The 19,060-nt window shown below is 48.7% G+C and carries 14 protein-coding genes; 8 read left to right on the top strand and 6 right to left on the bottom strand.

Features of this window, described 5'->3' with window-relative positions; translation table 11 throughout:
• Nucleotides 1-703 precede the first annotated feature (703 nt).
• From ACJJI3_RS19805 to ACJJI3_RS19795, 3 genes are all read right to left on the bottom strand, one after another.
• Nucleotides 704-1,531: a DUF417 family protein gene (locus ACJJI3_RS19805; RefSeq protein ID WP_444940686.1), complete on the bottom strand. Its 828-nt coding sequence runs from the start codon at nt 1,529-1,531 to the stop codon at nt 704-706.
• Nucleotides 1,532-1,686: 155 nt separating this feature from the next.
• Nucleotides 1,687-2,055, bottom strand: coding sequence for a cupredoxin domain-containing protein (locus ACJJI3_RS19800; RefSeq protein ID WP_282931156.1), 369 nt, complete (start codon nt 2,053-2,055; stop codon nt 1,687-1,689).
• Complete coding sequence (locus ACJJI3_RS19795; RefSeq protein ID WP_444940685.1) at nt 2,056-4,299, bottom strand: heavy metal translocating P-type ATPase; 2,244 nt, start codon at nt 4,297-4,299, stop codon at nt 2,056-2,058.
• A 200-nt stretch (nt 4,300-4,499) separates the two neighbouring features.
• Between ACJJI3_RS19795 and ACJJI3_RS19790 the strand changes: the two genes are divergently transcribed.
• The 6 genes from ACJJI3_RS19790 to ACJJI3_RS19765 all read left to right on the top strand — a co-directional run bounded on the left by ACJJI3_RS19790 (nt 4,500) and on the right by ACJJI3_RS19765 (nt 9,195).
• The gene (locus tag ACJJI3_RS19790) at nt 4,500-5,807 is read left to right on the top strand and encodes a DnaT-like ssDNA-binding domain-containing protein (protein WP_444940684.1); all 1,308 of its coding nucleotides are present in this window, start codon (nt 4,500-4,502) and stop codon (nt 5,805-5,807) included.
• Nucleotides 5,719-6,384, top strand: coding sequence for a replication protein P (locus ACJJI3_RS19785; RefSeq protein ID WP_444940683.1), 666 nt, complete (start codon nt 5,719-5,721; stop codon nt 6,382-6,384). Before ACJJI3_RS19790 ends, ACJJI3_RS19785 begins: the two co-directional genes overlap by 89 nt.
• A gap of 189 nt (nt 6,385-6,573) precedes the next feature.
• The gene (locus ACJJI3_RS19780) at nt 6,574-7,071 is read left to right on the top strand and encodes a hypothetical protein (RefSeq protein ID WP_444942576.1); all 498 of its coding nucleotides are present in this window, start codon (nt 6,574-6,576) and stop codon (nt 7,069-7,071) included.
• A 382-nt stretch (nt 7,072-7,453) separates the two neighbouring features.
• Nucleotides 7,454-8,164 carry an outer membrane beta-barrel protein gene (locus ACJJI3_RS19775; protein WP_444940682.1) on the top strand — a complete coding sequence of 237 codons (711 nt, stop codon included), beginning with the start codon at nt 7,454-7,456 and terminating at the stop codon, nt 8,162-8,164.
• 73 nt (nt 8,165-8,237) lie between these two features.
• Nucleotides 8,238-8,657, top strand: coding sequence for a hypothetical protein (locus tag ACJJI3_RS19770; protein ID WP_444940681.1), 420 nt, complete (start codon nt 8,238-8,240; stop codon nt 8,655-8,657).
• A gap of 100 nt (nt 8,658-8,757) precedes the next feature.
• A complete protein-coding gene (locus tag ACJJI3_RS19765) occupies nt 8,758-9,195 on the top strand; it encodes a VanZ family protein (RefSeq protein WP_444896014.1) in 438 nt (145 codons plus the stop codon).
• Here ACJJI3_RS19765 and ACJJI3_RS19760 read toward each other — a convergent pair.
• Together ACJJI3_RS19760 and ACJJI3_RS19755 are read right to left on the bottom strand one after the other, a co-directional pair.
• The gene (locus ACJJI3_RS19760) at nt 9,173-11,053 is read right to left on the bottom strand and encodes a phytase (RefSeq protein WP_444940680.1); all 1,881 of its coding nucleotides are present in this window, start codon (nt 11,051-11,053) and stop codon (nt 9,173-9,175) included. The genes ACJJI3_RS19765 and ACJJI3_RS19760 overlap by 23 nt on opposite strands.
• A gap of 131 nt (nt 11,054-11,184) precedes the next feature.
• Nucleotides 11,185-13,788, bottom strand: coding sequence for a TonB-dependent receptor (locus tag ACJJI3_RS19755; RefSeq protein ID WP_444940679.1), 2,604 nt, complete (start codon nt 13,786-13,788; stop codon nt 11,185-11,187).
• A gap of 229 nt (nt 13,789-14,017) precedes the next feature.
• Here ACJJI3_RS19755 and ACJJI3_RS19750 point away from each other — a divergent pair, with 229 nt between their 5' ends.
• Both ACJJI3_RS19750 and pstS read left to right on the top strand, forming a co-directional pair.
• A complete protein-coding gene (locus tag ACJJI3_RS19750; protein ID WP_444940678.1) occupies nt 14,018-15,940 on the top strand; it encodes a PhoX family protein in 1,923 nt (640 codons plus the stop codon).
• 111 nt (nt 15,941-16,051) lie between these two features.
• A complete protein-coding gene (gene pstS / locus ACJJI3_RS19745) occupies nt 16,052-17,134 on the top strand; it encodes a phosphate ABC transporter substrate-binding protein PstS (protein ID WP_282931148.1) in 1,083 nt (360 codons plus the stop codon).
• Nucleotide 17,135: 1 nt separating this feature from the next.
• Here pstS and ACJJI3_RS19740 read toward each other — a convergent pair whose 3' ends face one another.
• Nucleotides 17,136-18,998 carry a sensor domain-containing diguanylate cyclase gene (locus ACJJI3_RS19740; protein ID WP_444940677.1) on the bottom strand — a complete coding sequence of 621 codons (1,863 nt, stop codon included), beginning with the start codon at nt 18,996-18,998 and terminating at the stop codon, nt 17,136-17,138.
• Nucleotides 18,999-19,060: the final 62 nt, after the last annotated feature.

The raw sequence follows: 19,060 nt of genomic DNA, 5'->3' as shown, positions 1-19,060 counted from the left end.
GCAACGCTAGCGACAGAGTTATGGACCGCCACTAATTGGCACGGTTCCTATTGTTTTTATAATTTAGGCAAACAACTTTTAGCGCGTCACCAAAAGATAAGCCTAGTTTTTAATAAATACCACCCCATTAAAAGTTCCATATAAACACAAAAATAAAAACACAAACAATGACAAAATAATTTCTTGAAAAATAGACAAATGACGAACCAAAACAAAAAATAAGACCACAATTTCGGGGAATTAATACAACATAACATCAATAAGCGTGAAATTTATTGGTATTTTATTCCAGCAAGAGTAGTCAGGTATAAATCCGAATATACCGCTTATAAAAATATAAAAACAAAATATGGAAGAACTATGAATTTCACACTTAAATCCTCCCAGAAATCAATATGAAACCCTAACTAACTCCACCTATCGCTTACCGGCAAAAAAACACGGTGCACCCACGACAAAATTGAAATAGAAAAAACCTAGAAAACAACGGCCAATACTTCTTCTATAACTAATCGGGCAGAGGGTTTTCCAATGAAAATTAAAAATATTAGTTTTTTAAAGCTTTCACCTCACTGAATTCATACCGGCCAGATATCCCTGAGCCCACAGAAAATGCCACCTTTCGATAGCTTACAAATAGTATCCCTAATGAATCAAAACCGATATTTTGGGGCCTCAGAACAACTCTTTGACCCCATCAGCTTTAAGATTTAATCATGGAGTTTCTAAAGCCCAAGATTAATATCAGATTTGCGATAAACCACAGGTCTTTAATAATAAAAATACCGCTGGAGCTAAGTTGCCAGGTAGCTACCCAACTGCCCGGGTAGGAGTAGAGGAAGGTCTGGGTTGTTATAAATACTGCGGCACAAAGCAATAGTCCCGGCCAAAACAGCTGCCGGATATAAATACCCAAGGCGAGGATAGCCAGCGCAATCAAGTCATATATACCGATAAGATTTGAGGCCACCTGCACGCTAAATACACTGTATAACCACGACATCAGTGGCGAAGTGCTTACCAGGCCTTCAATCCCCTCAGCCTCAAGCGCTGTGAATTTCATCCCACCAATCCAGAGTAATACCAAGCCGACAGGAAAATAATTGAGCCATATCAACTTTAGTGGACTCAACGAATCCCGATACAACCAGGTAATACCCAAGGTTAACAGGGCAAAGTACTTAATTATCCCCTGTCCTGAGCCAATTGCCGGAAAGCCGCCCAGGGAGTCAATCCAATGGCCGCTGCCAAGAAGACTCAGTAGGGGCACTAGCGATATTAAAATCAGAAGGATTGCCAGGGGCTTAACTACCCGCTCAAAGCGAAGGACGAGCGCCCCCAAAATAGCGGCGACTGAAAAAATAATGGCGGTCAGTAAACGTATAGAGGAAAGCACTTCCTCATTAGTGATACCGTAGAATTCAAATACGCGCTTGATACCACCCCATTGGCCGGAAAAAAGCGCCACCGCAATAAGCGCAAAGGCGATGGCCACCAGGGCGAAGGGAAGTTTTCGAAGAAGAAATGACATTTGTTGACGACCTCTTAACAAATTAGAGCTTAGTCACCAGCCTGACCAGAGCCCCTCTCTCCATACAGGTGAAAGGCGGCTCTGAGGTATTGGTTAAATCTATGTCGTCTTGGCCCGGAGAATTATTACACCCCCATAGAAAATCACATTTACTGTTACTCCAGTATCAATGTGCCCCGATACATTTGCATCTGGCAGTTGAACGGGTATTCACCCGGCTCGGCTTTTGGTATTTCCACCAAGGTATCCTGGTTCAGGGCAAGCTGAGCGCTGACTTCCAAGTCTGGAAACAATACCCACTCGGAGCAGGGACTGGGGTCCTCCCGGTGAAAATGCAAAGTCGCTGTGCGACCGGCGGGCAGGCGGATAAGATCCGGTTCGTAAACACCGTCCTTAACCAGAATCTGTAAATTATCCGTGCTCGGCGTCGCCTTACTGGCACTTCGTTTTGGCCCCAACCAAAACCACCAGATAACAGCCAGAATCATCAGCACACCGACAATATTTACGAGAACTTCAGCCATTTAGCGAGCCTCCGATGGTTTAAAGAAGCGCAGGCGGTTGGCATTACTGACCACCGTCAGGGAGGAAAGCGCCATAGCACCACCGGCAACAATGGGGCTCAGTAACATACCCGTAATCGGGTAGAGGACACCGGCGGCGATGGGAATACCCAGAGTGTTATAAATAAAAGCTCCAAACAGGTTTTGCTTGATGTTGTGCAAAGTGGCCCGGGACAGCTCCACGGCATTGGCCACTCCATGCAGAGAGGAGCGCATCAGGGTGACATCGGCACTCTCAATAGCGACATCGGTTCCGGCACCTATTGCAAAACCCACATCGGCCCGCGCTAGGGCCGGGGCATCGTTAATCCCGTCACCCACCATACCCACTCGCTCGCCTTTTTTTTGCAACTCGGCGACGATCCCCTCTTTATCTTCCGGCAATAGCTCTGCGTGAACCCGATCGATGCCCAGTTGCCGGGCAACCGCTTCGGCACTGCCGTGATTGTCCCCGGTAAGCATTTCAATGCGTAAACCCAGTTTGCTCAGTCGCTCGATTGCAGCTTGCGCATCAGCGCGAATCGGATCGGCTACGGCAATAATCCCCCGCAACTTGCCGTCCACGGCGGCGTACATCACCGTGCGTCCCGCCTCGGCCAATTTGGCTGCCCGCTCACTCCAGGCATCCAGAGAAATGGCCTCCTTTTGCATTAACTTGGTATTCCCCAACAGCATGCGACTGCCACCGATATCACCACTCACACCGTGAGCCGTGATTGCTTCAAAGTTGGCTGGAGACTGCAATTCAAGGTTTTTATCGTGAGCGGCCGTCACTATGGCTTCGGCCAAGGGGTGCTCTGAGCCCTGCTCCAGGCTCGCCACTAAACGCAGCAGTTCATCGCTGTCGCCATCACTATCGATATCTGTCAGACGCGGAGAACCCTCGGTGAGAGTCCCGGTTTTATCCACAACCAGGACATCCAGGGTGCAGGATTGTTGCAGGGCCTTGCCGTTGCGCACCAATACACCGTACTCGGCACCTTTGCCGACCCCCACCATAACCGACATGGGAGTAGCCAAACCCAAGGCACAGGGGCAGGCGATAATCAACACCGAAGTCAGTACTACTAACATATGGGCAACCCGAGGATCGGGGCCCAAGTTGAACCAAACCAGTGCGGCCACCAGGGCAATAATCATCACCACTGGCACAAAGATGCCGGAAATCTTGTCCGCCAAGCGCGCGATAGGTACCCGGGAGCTCTGGGCATTCTTTACCATCTCGATAATCTGCGCGAGGCGGGTGTCGGAACCCACTTTATCTGCGCGAAACAACAGGCTGCCATTTTTATTCAGGGTGCCGGCGGCGAGGCTGTCACCCTCCGCCTTTTTCACCGGCACTGGTTCCCCGGTGAGCATGGATTCATCTACCAGGCTGCGCCCTTCAAGCACAGTACCATCCACCGGGATTTTCTCGCCGGGGCGGACGCGCAGCTGGTCTCCCTGCTGCACCTGCTCGATAGGGAGATCCACCTCTCGGCCGTCTCTCAATACCCGCGCGGATGTATCCTGGAGCTCCAACAGCTTCTCCACTGCGGCACTGGTGCGCCCGCGAGCCCGAATCTCCAGTGCCTGGCCAAGGCTGATCAGGCCAATAATCATGGCACTGGCCTCGAAGTACACATGTCGTGCCGCTTCCGGTAAGAGATGGGGAACCAATACCACGATCATGGAAAAGAGCCAGGCCGTTCCCGTGCCCAGGGCCACCAGCGTATCCATAGTGGCATTGTGGTGGCGCAGTGCCTTCCAGGCACCGCTGAAGAAGTTACCGCCACAGAAGACCAGCACTGCCAGGGTAATCAGCCCCATAGCACCCCAGGCCAGCTGCTCCGCAGGGGTATTCACCGATACCTTGTCAGTGATCAGCCCCCAAGCCATCATTGGCACGCCCACGCCCAGAGCAAATGCCGAGCGCCACAACTGCTGGCGGTAGTGCCGCTGTGTCTGCTCCCGCTGTTCCGCGCGCTGCTCTCGTTCACTACTTCGCAGGAGTTCAGCGCCGTAGCCCGCGCCTCGGACGGCTTCGATACAGGATTCAGCCTCCGCCGGGCCGTATACCGACAGGATTTTATCGGACAGGTTTACCCGGGCATCAGTCACCCCGGCTACGGCCTTAACCGCAGTCTCAATTTTGTTGATACAACCGGCACAATTGACTCCACTCAAACGGAACACCGTTGGCGCAGATTGTTGCTCCTTCGTCATCTTGCTCTCCCGCAACACCAATTACAGCGACAAAGTTACAACCTTACCGCTAGGGGAAGGCAACAGTTGGCAGCGCACCGTCTGCCGAAATTTCGCAGTCAATTCATCCTTCAGCTTAGTGGTTGGCACCAGGGGCAGGAAAAGGCTGAGGATTCGCCAATGATCGCGCATGCGATGCGACGGAATGTTATTATCGCGCCATGACACATCCCCTGCTCCCCGAAAGACCCCTGAGTATCTCTCCTTCTCTAGCTGCCACTGTCGGCCTGGAGGAAGCTGTGCTGCTCACTGCACTTGGCGACCTGGCTCCATTCCTTCCCCTGGAGCCCTACGGAGGCCGGGATTGGTATACCGCCGAGGGGGAGCAGCTATATCTGCTGCTGCCCTTCTGGCAGGCAGCGGATATCCAACGGGTAGCCACCAGCTTGCGCAACCAGGGTGCCCTTCTGCTGGGGGCGGCACCATTCGGCAGTAGCGAGATTCTGAAGTTCGCCCTGCCCGGTGAATACAAGCGCCCGATGGCAACACCCCCTACCCCATCCAACCGCAATGCCAACACCATTGCCCCCAGTTGGCAGCCGGATAGTGAAACCATGGCGCGTATCGCCCAGCTGGGTATTCCCGAGCACTTTGTAAGGGAGCAACTGCCGGAGTTTGTCACTTACTGGCGCGAGCGCGCCGAGCCCCGCCACTCCTTTGGCTCCCTGTTCCTGCGCCAGGTTAAAAGCAAGTGGGAGGCTTTTCGCGCAACGGCTCAGCGCAAGCAGCCACTGCCCAACGGCTGGCAACCCAGCGATGAGACCCTGCGCAAGCTGGCGGACGAGGGAGTCCCCAGCACTTTTGTCGGCCGCGGCCTACAGCGCTTTCTCGATTACCACCGCTCCAGTGGCAAGCAGTCCATTTCCTGGGATTTGGAATTCAATGACTGGATCATGGAAGACTGGGAGAAGCAGGACACGCCATTTATCGAAAAACGCAAGCCCACTGCTATGTCCCGCGACTGGCAGCCCAGCGAGCACACCTGGGAGCAGTTGCAGCGCCTGGCCATCAATCCGCGCTTTGCCGCCGAATTGCTACCGGAATTTATTTATAAATGGACCGAGCGCAGTGGCCACAGTGCCCGCTGGGGTGAACTGTTTATCGAGTATGCGCGGGAAGAGTGGGCCTATTACTGCCAGGGTATTGAGAAAAACCCGGTGGCCAAACCTATCTCCCGCAACTGGCAGCCCAGTGGTGACTGCCTGAGTCATTTGATGAACCAATGCGAGATAGATCGCGACTTTGCTCTATCCCTGGTTCCGGAATTTATTATTTACTGGCGCGGTCAAAATGCCGCACGTAAAAGCTGGGACGCCGTATTTGTGCGTCACGCGCGCCACCAGTGGGCGGAGCGCAACAAACTGGCAATAGGAAACTCTTATGGCAATCCACAAGACTCCCACAACAACACCAACCAGCGCACCCGAGACCGGTCAATCGGCGACATACTCACAGACACAAACTGGTAGTGAACAGGGCCAGGAACTGCTGAACGAAAAGAAGCGCGCAATCAATGAAGTATTTGCGCTGTTTAAACTGAATTATCACAACCAGTTCAGCGCAGCGTTTCCAGACACTGAAACCCTTCACCACGCTAAGCGCCTCTGGCTGGAGGCCCTGCTTGCTTTCGCTCCCCAGGATATTATGCAGGGTGCCAAGCGAGCGATCCTGCAAAGCGAGTACCTGCCCACCGTACATAAAATGCTGCAGCTGTGCGCCGCTGGGGAGAATGGTTTACCGGAAGCTCGCGCCGCCTATCGCGAGGCCTGCAATGCCCCCAGCCCCAAAACCAATTACAACTGGAGCCACTTAGCGATCTACCACGCGGGGCGGGAATCCAACTGGTTTTTTCTTGCCAATAACCCCGAGTCTATCGCCTACCCGGTCTTTGCCGAGCACTATCGAAAAATATGTGAACGAGTCCTGGGGGGAGAAAAGCTAACCGCTCCAGAGCAATTAAAGCTGGAGGAAAACCCCGGCTCACCACTTTCCAAGGAAGAAAATTCGAAAAGACTCTCGGAGATGCGGGCAAAGCTTGGCATTTAGAAATTAACAGCCAACTGCTTACTCTGACTTTGAATACAGGGCCTGATACCTAAAGGCCCTCACGCCAATGACTTGTTAAGTAAAAGCCCTGATCTAGCTTTACTGTGCTTTAAATAAAAATAAACAAAGCACAGGACAGATCATGAATAATTTTAAGACCACCTTAAAAATAAGCTTTTTTCCAGCCTTATATTCACTTTCGCTACAAATACCAGCGCTGACTTTGCCAACAGGAAATATATTGGGGCTACCCTCGGTGAAACCTCTTATCCTCAATTTTGCTCATCTGCAAACCCCCGGATAAAATCACAGATTCCTCAAGGATCCACAGACGGACGCTTTCATTGCAATAGTAGCGGCAGTACGATTAAGTTTTATGGCGGCTTGCGCTGGAACAGATACCTCGCCCTTGAAATCAGCTATCTAAAACCTTCAGCTGCGCAAAGCAGCTTTTATACCAATAATGAAAATGGAGAGTATGCAAAGGCTGCATACCAGGTTGAAACACATTTATTGACCGCCTTTTTATTGGGTTTTTATCCTGTTAACTCCAATATAAATATGTTTGCCAGAGTCGGGGCTGGAGCTTGGAGAGGGAAATTATCAGAGCAACAATCCGCTCAATTTTATCTCCCCCAGCAATTATCCAATGGACAATTCACGGCACAACTTCAGACGTTCGATTAAGACAAGTCCCAAAACCACAAAGGCCCTCACTGGGGAGTTGGGGTCGGTATGAATTATGTCTATAGGAATCACTGGATTTGGAGACTGGAGTGGGAGAAACTGGAGCCCACTGGAGTAGACTTCAATGCAGAAACACTATCACTGGGTTTAGGGCGGCTTTTTTGAATTTTGTTAATTGACACCTATAACTTTATACTAATTAGATAGAGTTCCCGCAAACTATTACTGGGAACTCTACCTTTAGGCGACAAATCCAGTTAATAGAGTAGGTCCTACCTTCGACCAATCTAAAAGACGTTATTATTTTGGTGGTTGCCTTAATAAAATTTCACTCTAAAATCAGCTTCAGCGGTCCCCCATATAAGCTAAACAAGGCCAAGCCATGAACCGCTTTAGCCCCCTATTCATTATTTTTCTACTTTCCTTACCAGCCCTTGCTTGCGCCGATTTCTACTCACACAAATATGCTGGTATTTCTTTCGGTAACCAGCATGCCAATAACTTGTGTAGCGAAGCAGAAAAGCGAGTTCAACAAATTAGCGCCAGCTTAGATCAAGTGGATCTCAGTCGGTGTGATGATAAAAATAACGCCTGGAAACTATTTGCAGGAATTCGATGGACACCTTACCTGGCAATTGAAGCCAGCTATCAAAATTTCAATAAGTACCAGCTGAATACCCATATCTCATATGGGGATGGTGAATATTTAAACTATTTCTCTGATTTTGATAGCCAGCTTTTCAATATATTTTCCCTGGCGTATCTTCCCCTGGGAGAGTCATTTAGCTTATTTGGGAAACTTGGCACCGGCATCTGGTACGCGGAAACCAATGAGATTCAGAAGGGTGAAGTTTTTATCCTATACCAGCTTGAAGATGGAAGTTTAATAGAACAATTAACTCCAGTCAGAGGTGAATTAACCGATAGCAGCAATGGATTCCACTGGGCTTATGGTGCTGGTATTAACTATAGCTATAGGGGTAAGTGGAGCCTACGGATAGAGTGGGAACAGTTTTCAAAAATTGGGGGCGATACGTTTCTGGATGAAATAGATAGTGAAGCTATCACTATGGGGTGGAGTATTAACTTTTGATAAAGTAAGGAAGGTTCAACATTAATTATCCCTAGAAAAACAGCTATCAGCTCACCGATTCAAACAATAAAAAATGAAAAATAAGAAAAAAAATCTACAAGCAAAAGATATAAAAGAATACAGTGAAGACTATAGGGCAAAAATAGAATTTGAAAATCGATTAAAAGATGAATATAAATTAATTAAAACATTTTCACTATTGTTTTTCACTATAATACTTATTATTTCAGTTTTTCTTTCGGGTTACGCTCAACGATATGACGAACTTTTAATGGCCATTACCTTTGGGGTTATACTTACTTTATACGGTCTTAACTGGCAACTGGAACAGAAGAAAATTAACAACCCCCCTATCTGCAGTAATTGCAATAACAAGATGCGGCGCTGTGAATATACCAGCGGATGCAGGTGGCAAGATCTGAGGGGAATCGTCTATCTATGTGAAGACTGTAAGTCGAAAATAATTGATACTGAGCCATCACATTCTGGATAATTCACATAGCCAAACGGCCTATCTTTCCGATCCAATCAGATATCTATAAAATCAATAGCCAAGCTTCACAAGATTAGACAAAACTGTATCAATAAGTATTATGTCAAGATTTCTCAAGGCTTCAGCCTTACTATTTTTTCTCTTTATTCTTTGGATTATCTATCTAGCCAATACCGGATCGAATAGTATATTTTTTGACCTTGTCCGTGCTATGCCCTATGGCGATAAACTAGGCCATATCGCCTTGTTTGGTACTTTTGGCCTTATCCTGATACCTGCCACCCGCGCCACTTATTTTAAGCTCGGCTTTATTAGAATTTACTATGGTGCTATCGCAGTGCTTGGCTTTGCCCTGATTGAAGAGATAAGCCAGGCATTTGTTCGCTCAAGGACTTTTGACTTACTTGATCTGGCCGCCGATATCGTTGGAGTGATACTTGCAAGCTCTCTGGTTTACCTGGTTCAGAGAGCCCGCAATATTAACAATTTAAGCCAGCCGGAAAACCCCGATACCGCTAGTGAGACAACAGACGATTGATATCCCTCCAATCAACCAATTTAAAATTCTGGGCTGCGCTGGGCATTCGGTTGCGCCCATCCTGAACAACTAACAAACCTTGAGGATATTCCGCACCCAAAGCTGAACTGGTAACGGCCAAACCATCGGTCTCCGAACTGCCATCCACACCTAGTTGGGGATTCATACCAACCCGAAAATGGGTAATAAATTCATTCCCACTACGGCTGAATAGTGCATAGCTATCATTACCTTGACTGGATATCACTAGATAGCCCTTGTCGCCATCCTGATAAAGTGCCAATCCCTCTATATCTGCCACCAGCTTTTCACCATCCACTTCTGCCACCAACTCTGGAGAGGCCTCTGATAAGGACTTTAGGTCCAGCCGCCAAATCCCCCGGTCCTCCTCAGCAAAAAACAGGGTTCCGAACTGGTCATCCACAACACAGCCTTCAACCTGTCCATAGTCATCAAACTGGATACCCTGCTCAATCTCAAACTCATTGGAGGACTCAGAGACATTGATTTTGAGCTGATGCAAGCTGGCCTCCTTGTCAGAAACCCAGGCATAAAGCCCACTATCGTCCTGTTGCAGGCACAAGCCATAGGGATCATGAAGCCCTATACCCCGGTATCCAAGATACCCCACCTCGCCCGTTATACTGATAGAAAATAGATCCAAACCGGGATTAGTACGATTAGAGGCAACGGCAATCGCATCGATATCGGGGTGGGAAATTTTACGGATATCAACATTATTAACCCTGCCTACCGGAAAGTGCTGTTTTAAGCCGCCTGATAGATGATAGATATTGAGCCCCTTTTTTTTATCTGTAGCAAAAATCAGGCTGTTTGCCGGCGAATGAGGGTTCACCCAAATGGCGGGATCATCGGCAGCATCCCCATAAGAGTGAACGGGGTCAGTTTGTCCCCTGGCGGCAATAGTGGGAATAATCTCAAGCGGATTATCTGTAACTCTGGTCAGTTTGGTATTTATCGGGAAATAGGTTACTTCACTCTGCTTATCATTTAACACGGCCAACCTATCACCAAAAACTGCTATAGAGGCAGGACTTTCTGCAGGCAATGTCCAAGACTGGTCGGGCCTACCACTTCCTGACAAGTCGAAAACCTGTACTCCCTGTTCCACAGCAATCCAGATTTGGTCCTGCTGATAATCCAGTTGCAAGCTGCCGAAATCATCACCGAGCTGTTTCGCCGAGATTAAAAGCTCACGCTCCTCATCTCGCTCTGCATCGGCATTCAATGCCAATATCCCTATAGGCGGCTGTGATACCAGTAATCGCCCCCGACGGTTATCCACGCTACAACTATTAACCTCCTCCCCCAAATATATTGGGCGGATCTCGGTAAAGTCCCAGTGCTCATCACTGGGAGAAAGTAAGTACTCAAACCCCAGTCCGTCCTCTCCAATGGCAAACAGGTGATCTCTTCCTGCTTGTAGTGAAAAACAGAGTGCGCTCATAGGCTTGGCACTCTCAAACTTACCTAAAAGTTGAAGCTGCAAATCATCATTTAGATCAGTAAATAATTGATATAGCTGTAATTGCGCTTCCTGCTCTTCGTAAGCCGCCACCAGGTAGCTACCATCTTCCCTTGGCTGAATGGCAAGTGCCTCTACTCTGCCATCCTTTTGAACTTGTATTTCTGCGGACTCATCTACAAGCACTAGCCCCTTATCTTTACTGGATAGCAACAAGTATTGCTGCTCAGGGAAACTGACCAGCTGAATCTGTTCAGCTATCACCCCCTTTAAAGAGATGATCTTTTGTGAAGATAAGCTTTGACTATCCTTTTCAAGATCACATCCGAGTAATATAAGGCAGGACAAAACACCCACTATTGAAAAACGCATAATAAAACCTGCTTAGGATTTACCGGTAACTGACAGAAAATATTATTTTTACAAAAACAAAGCCCCCACAATATTGCAGGGGCTTTATCAGGGTAAAAAATTGCACTAATCCAAAAATTCCAGTGTAAATTCTAGAAAGTGCTATAGCTCAGCCCAATCGCATAAGTCGGACCGTATTCTTCGTACTGACCATTAAACCCAGACGTGTGAACATAGTAAGGTTCATCCGTGAGGTTAACCCCAGTAAAAGTAAGTTGAAGGCCATTATCAAAGCGGTAGCGGGCCGACAAATCCAATTGCAAATGGTCTTCTTCGTAGCGATCATTAGCCTCATTTACAAGGTCTACTTCCAGCAGGCGTTCACTGCGGAAAGCTGCTGACAGGCGTATACTAAAGGCATCGCGTTCATAGCCTACAATAAAGTTGCCGACAAAATCCGCCTGGGAAGGCATAGAGATTTTGTCACTGCGATCACTGCTATTGAGACCCAGATCAGCTTCTGAATCGGTTAATGTTGCATTAGCCCTGAGTAAGAACCCATTTTCAAAACCTTGGGTCCAGGCCAGTTCGGCACCGCTGATACGGGCGTTGTCTCCGTTAATCGGTTGCCATACTTCAGCATCATCAACCGCTAAATTCCCTACAAAACGGGTAAAATCGGTATTATTGGAAACCTCAGACATAACAATAAAGTTATCGATACTCTTATGGAAAAGTCCCACAGAGAACATACCCAGGTCGTCCGCATAGTATTCGGCAGATAGGTCGATATTGCGGGATTCATAGGGGTCTAATTCTGGATTTCCAGCTTCAACCTCCAGTTCCCCATCATCGTATTCAATTTTGGCCGGAGAGGGGTTCAAATAGCCAAATGATGGACGCGATAAGGACTCCGAATAAGCTGCACGGAGAACAACATTATCGTTGTAATCAAACTTGTAATTAATACTGGGGAAGAAATTGTCGTAGTCCCGCTCGTAGTTAACCTCAGTGGCATAAACCCCTTCTGAAATTAAATCGGCACCCGGCAGGGGCTCTTCCGACTCTGCCACATTCACTCCTTCAGCAGTAAATTCGGTGCGCTCATAGCGAACCCCAAAAACCAGCTGGGAGCGATCCAACTCAATAGAATTCATCACATACAAGGCCGTGATGTCTTCATTCATTGCGTAGTCACGGGCGGATGCCAAAGCGGTCTCCGTCTCATCTATATCAAAATCACTGAGGTTAGCATTGATAAAACTATTCAGGCTTCCAACATTGACGCCAGGTCCAAATGCATCCAAACCATAATCGATACTATTTCGAGAAAAGTCCGCCAGAGTGTAATCCCCACCAAACCCTTCATACACAGTCGCATTTAAGTCACCAGCCTTTTCTCGCTGACGCTCATGAAATCCGAATTTAACTACTGAAGGATTGCCAGCCCAATCCATTTCTCTACTGAGATCAATACGGAAGCTGATTTCTTCATCTTCAGTAAAGTTATCTTCAATGACCAACTCATCGAGTTGATAACTGGCCGGGTCCAATACTGCTTCAACATCCTCACTTCCCACCGCCATACGGGGAGTATCACCAGCTTCAACATACCCCAAACGCAAGGAGTCCAAGACAAAATCGGTATCGCGTCGATTGGGTTCAGATTCCTCTGCATGGGAATATCCCAAGGCATAGGACAATCCCCATTGCTCAAAATCATGCTCGCCACCAAATACCGCAGAAATAATTTCCTGCTCTTCCAGGCGGTCCTTCAGGGACTTCTCCAACGCGGCCTCTTCCCATTCTGCCGAGTTGGCTGAAATAGTCTCCGGCTCATCGCGCTCATCATCGAGTTTCCAGGAATTGCGCTGGCGAATTTCCTGATCAGAAAAATCGGAGTACAAGCTGTGGAGATAGATACTGGAGTCACTGCCCAGGTCCAGGTCGAAGTTGGCAGCAACGCCTGTGCGCTCCCTGGTAATGCTGTAATCTCGATGTTCTATTTCGGTCGCGCCCTTAGCGACAGAGCCATCTTCAGCCGTCAGCTCTTCCCAGCTACCGTCAGTTTCAATATTATCTGAGCCAAAATCCCGCTCCTGATGACTTAATGCCAGGGCCACCCCAAGACGGCGCTCGCCAGCAAGTTCAAAAATATTTGTCATTGTCGCAGCCACTTTGGGGCTGTACTCTTCCTGCAGCTCACTGTAACTATTCTCTACGCTGAACTTGTAGCGATTGCTGTCATAATCCAGGGCATTCAGGCTTTTGATCTCTATGGCACCGCCAATAGAGTCTGCGCTCATATCTGGCGTAAGCGTTTTAAACACCTCCAAACTCGCCAATAAGTCCGATGGAATAACGTCCAGGGCTACCGCCCGAGTGTTTGTTTCCGGTGCCGGCAGGCTCACTCCGTTAATTGTCGCCGCATTCAAATTTGGGTCTATACCCCGAACCCCGACAAAACGACCTTCGCCCTGATCCCTTGCAATAAATACCCCCGGCATCCTCTGTAACGCTTCCGTGACATTGGCATCGGGGAGTTCACCGATCGCATCAGATGTTTGCACCGCTACGACTTTATTGGCATCGCGCTGCCGATCCAAATCGCTGCGCGCATTACTCGCCTGAGCAGTAACTGTCACAGTTTCCATAGCCTGGTCATTCTCTGCGACAGTATTCGCGCTAATGATGGCAGTCGCCAGAGCCGCCAATGGCATTCCCAGTAACCGCAAGCCTGAAGTTCTGTATTTCATTGCGTCCCACTCCCACTTTGCCGGTGGCTTATTGAATTGGACGCAGACTAGAAGGCCGCTATGAACTTTACGTGACATTTTTTTTAAGCTTGTCATCACATAGTCAATTAGTACTGCGACGATAGATGTAAGCCCTGCTATTTACACAGATATCAATCGCCTTAAACAGAACCATCAAGGCAATTAACAGTAAAAAGCGTCATATACTGAAGCCAAATATGGAGCAGTCATGAACGAAAGCCCCACAAACCCAGCACGCAGATCTCTATTTAAAGTCCTGGGTGGTGTAACCGCCACCGGTGCTGTAAGCAGCTTACTACCCGGCTGTAGTGGGAGTGAAAAGCCCACACACAACTCCCTCACCTTTAAAGAAATTCCCCATGGCCTGGATTACCAACACCATCTACCAGAGGGTTATAAATCCACGGTTCTGCTAAGGTGGGGAGACCCTCTACATAAAGAGGAAACATCTTTTCAGCCTGAAGAACTTAGCGCCAGTGGCCAGGAACAACGCTTCGGTTACAACAACGATTTTATTGCTTTTATGCCCTTGGCAAAGGGGGCGAGTTCCACCCAGGGGTACCTGCATATACAAAGTAAAAATAGTGATCGCGGGCTTTTATGTGTCAATCACGAATACACCCAGCCCCATCTAATGTTCCCCGGTTATAACGACGAATACAGTGCCACCCGGGGAGTGAGTGCCGAGCATGTGGCCATTGAACAGGCTGCCTGCGGACACTCCATCGTGGAAATTCAAAGAACTAAACGGGGCTGGAAAGTAGTGGCTGACAGTCCCTATAACCGGCGGATAACTTCTACGACGCCAATGGAAATCACTGGCCCGGCCGCAGGCGACGAACGTTTGAAGACCCACCAAGATCCCAGCGGAACCCAGGTCCTCGGCACCATAGGTAACTGTGCAGGAGGGAAAACCCCATGGGGAACCGTATTAATTGCCGAAGAGGGGTTTGGCGGCGCTTTTCAGGGAGCCCCAAAAAAGCTCGAAGATTCCCGGGAGATCGAAAACCATCAACTTTTTGGTATAAAACCGGAAAATCGCAACTGGGGTGACCACGACCGCCGATTTGATATTCAGGTAGAACCCCATGAGCCCAATCGATTCGGTTGGATGGTGGAGTTTGATCCCTATAACCCCCAATCAAAACCGCGCAAGCTGACCAGTTTGGGGCGCTTTGAGCACGAAGGCTTTACCCTGGTCTGTAAACCGGGACAACCGATCGTTGCTTACGGCGGTGATGATGATGAACATCAATTTGTCTATCGGTATGTCTCGGAGGGTAATTATCAGCCCGAAGATCCCAGCGCAAACCGGCAATTACTCGTAAATGGTACTCTCTACGCTGCTCACTTTGCAGACGACGGCAGCGGCAAATGGTTACCGCTGGTGCATGGCCAGGGCCCACTGACCGCGGAGAACGGTTTTCGCAACCAGGCGGACGTCATGATTGATGCGCGCCGCGCGGCCGCACTACTCGGGGCCACACCAATGGATCGGCCAGAAGATGTAGAAACGAATCCCTACAATGACTGCACCTATGTAATGCTGACCAAAAACAAGAAGCGCAGTGATACCGATACCGCCAACCCTCGCGCCCGCAATACTGCCGGGCATGTATTGGAAATAGTGCCCCCCGGGGAAAAGGGAAATCGCGACCACACCAGCTCCCAATTTCAATGGCAGCAATTTCTACTTGGCGGGAACCCCAACGCTGAGAACCCCGCTGAGCGAGGCGCCTACGGACAGCAGTCTCCCTATGATATTTCTGCGCACGGCTGGTTCGCCAATCCTGACAACGTTGCTTTCGACCCCAGAGGTAACATGTGGATTGCTACCGATGGCTGTGAGAGTTTTGGTTTCCACGATGGTCTTTGGGCCATGGCTACCGAGGGGCCCCTGCGAGCGGCACCCAAGCACTTCTTTGGTTGCCCGCAAGGGGCTGAGGTATGCGGGCCGGAATTTACCCCCGACGGAAAAACACTATTTATTGCTGTGCAGCACCCCGCCGATTCACGCAACTCAACTTATGACAATCCCCTGCACCGGTGGCCAGATAATAATCCCCAGTTACCACCTCGGCCGTCGGTACTGGCCATCTACCGCGAGGACGACCAAATAGTCGGTAGCTAGGCAATTGATATGACGAACCAGGGACCCTGCTAAAATTTTAATCTAAAGCAGTTTTCGGCCTCTCATCCCGCCTATAGGCAGGTTGCCAGAGGCCTATAAGCCGAGGTCCCTATGATATCGAGGTGTGCAACCCTTTTACGCCGCCTTACCGCTGTGCTGGCAACCGCCAGTTTTATCCTTGCCGCCACACCGGGAACTGCCCAGGTACCAGAAAATCCTGTAAATCTCCGAGGCAGTGGCGCCAGTTTCCCCTACCCAATCTATGTAGAGTGGTTTCGGCAGTTCACCCATCGGGAAAACAACATATTTATTTTCTACGAGATGAGCAGTAGCGGTGATGGCATCAGAGACTTTCTCGGTCACACAGTCGATTTTGCCGCCTCAGATGCTGCTATTGAGATCGATGAGTTACGCAACCTAAAAGGTGGTGGCGTGGTACTGCCGGTTACTGCTGGGGAAGTGGTACTGGTATTTAACCTTCCCGGGATCGACAAGCTAAAACTGTCCAGGGAAGCTTATGTGGGGATTTTCCTGGGAGAAATAACCCACTGGGATGACCCCAAGATCGCAGCCGCAAACCCCGATATCAAGTTGCCCAGAGATGAGATTACCGTTGTCACCCGCTCTGAAAGTTCGGGGACCTCGTATATCTTTTCTGGACATATGAGTAGCGTGAGCCAGGATTTCCGCGAAAAAATTGGTTTAGACAGAACACCCAGTTGGCCAAAGTTGCCCAGATTTAAAAGAGCACCGGGCAATCAAGGCGTAGCCGCTAAGGTTCGCAAGAAAGTCGGGGCCATTGGCTATGTCGAACACGGGTTTGCCCAACTGGTAAACCTGCCTGTGGCTTTACTGGAAAACCACGCGGGAAATTATATTGCCGCAGGCCCCAAGAGCGGAGCAGAGGCTCTTTCAGAGATTGAATTTCCAAAAGCATCATTACCAATTAGTGGAGCTCCCAACCTAATCGCCTGGATCTGGGACCCCAAAGGAGAAACCGCCTATCCCATTACCAGCTTTTCCTGGCTGTTACTCTACGCAGACCAGGATGATCAAAAAGCACAAGCACTGCGGCAAATGCTCGTCTTTATGTTGAGCAACGCATCCCAAAGCCAGGCCGGAAGCTTGGGCCTGGTGCCCCTTCCGGAGAATATACGTCAAAAAGTACTCAATGCAGTTACCTACGTACGTTAATTTACGTAGCTTCAGCGCACTCCACAATACGATTACGTCCAGCGCGTTTGGCCTGATACAACGCAGAGTCTGCTCGTCGCATTAGCTCCAGGATATCTTCTCGCCCCTGCAGACGGGCGATGCCAATACTTGCGGTAAACTGAGCTTGCCCAACGGCACTTTTAATCACGATTTTAGCAATATCCCGGTGTATACGATTGGCAACCTTCATAGCTCCTTCGACATTGGAGCTGAGTACTAGCGCGAATTCCTCCCCACCAATACGCCCGAAGATATCCACATCCCGTACGTGCTGGGAAATTACTCGGGCAGTCGCACAGAGTGCCTGATCGCCGATTAAGTGGCCATGAATATCATTAACAGATTTAAAATTGTCGATATCCAGCATTAATACACACAATGGCATTTGGTTATTAATTGCCACAACCACTAGATTACTGGCCTCTTCAAAAAAGCAGCGGCGATTAAAAATACCTGTTAGCGGGTCTGTGCGCGCCTCCTCTTCAGCCTTGGCTTTAGCGTACTCCAATTCCTGTGTGCGAAGTTTTACCTGTTGCTCCAGCTCGGTTCTCGAGGCTTCCAGGTGTAGTAGATACTTCTTTTCTGCAGTCTCTTTTTGTTGCCGTAAACGTTTTACCAGTAATCCAATAGCTATCATTATTGCCAACATCTCAACAAAAGAGGCAACCGGGGGCCAATAATAATTAATTGGATTGTGCACCACATAACCGAGATCCCTCATCGCCTGTACCAAAAGCCCCAACACCAAAACGCCCCAGGCTAAAGCAAAAACGGCCGCAGAAGTATCCCCCTGTCGCCAACGTACCAATGCGACAACAACAACGCCAGGATAGAAAAACAGAGCGAGCATCATGGAAATGTGCCCCAGAGCCTCCCACTGCAGTACAACGCAAATAACCAGGAATAAACCGTTGAGTAGAATTAATTTTAAAAAGTAATCCAGTCTTGGGGTGTACTTTGCCGTTTCAAGAAAGTATCGGGCAAAAAGAATTCCGGTTAGGATCGCCACAGCACTACTAATCGATTGATAGCGCCAATCAAATTGCTCTTGAAGCAAATATTGGTGGGTATATCCCAGTAAAGATCCCCACACCCAAATTTTCGTTACGGAATATAACGAGTATAAATACAGGATATTCTTACGCGCACTAATAGCACCAATCAGCGCAAGAATGGCCATCAAAAAATAACCACCAAAAAGAAATGACGTTAAAATGGCCTCAGCCTTACTCCTCTCTTCAAGTTGTTCAGGTCGCCAAATACGCATACTGGGAAAGGCAACACCTAAAACTCCAACATCAAATTTAACCATCATTTCCTTTGATGCGAAGGGGGGGATTTCCAATGGAAAAGCAAAGCGATGATGCCTGATTTTTCGACTGGAAAAAGGCTGATTCGCAGACAGACTTGCCAGCTCCGTATAAGGTTGACTGCCGCCCTGAATCCTAGAAAAGGCCGTCAGCCCATCGAGCTGGTTATCCACATATTCAATTGAGACATAAACTGTTTCACTACTGGAGTTTTTTAATATGAAGTGAGACCAGAAGGCTCCAGATTTAAGTCCGGTAGATCCAGCAGTTCCCAGGGGAAGAAAAAGTTTATTTTTGTAAGATTTTTCAGCTTCAACAATGTTTCCAAACCCCGATGGATCATGCCAAATTGCATTTAAGCCACTCGGTTTACTTCCTCCCTCCAACGAGGTGACATCCACAACCGTATGGGGGTAGCTGGGCATAGAAAGAAGTATGGCAAACATCAGCACTGCACAGCAAACCAAACGGTAGTGCCATTTAGGACCACCCTTTTGAGTCCACAGTTCAAATTCACCAATTGTTTTTTTCATTCTTACTATGTAGATACGCAACAATTTCCGTCTTCATAAAGACCAAATCAGTCATAATGGAT

The sequence above is a fragment of the Microbulbifer maximicatervae (SeqCode) genome, assembly GCF_052466985.1.
The sequence above is the reverse complement of the archived record's forward strand: the minus strand, read 5'-3'. Positions and strand labels throughout refer to the sequence as shown.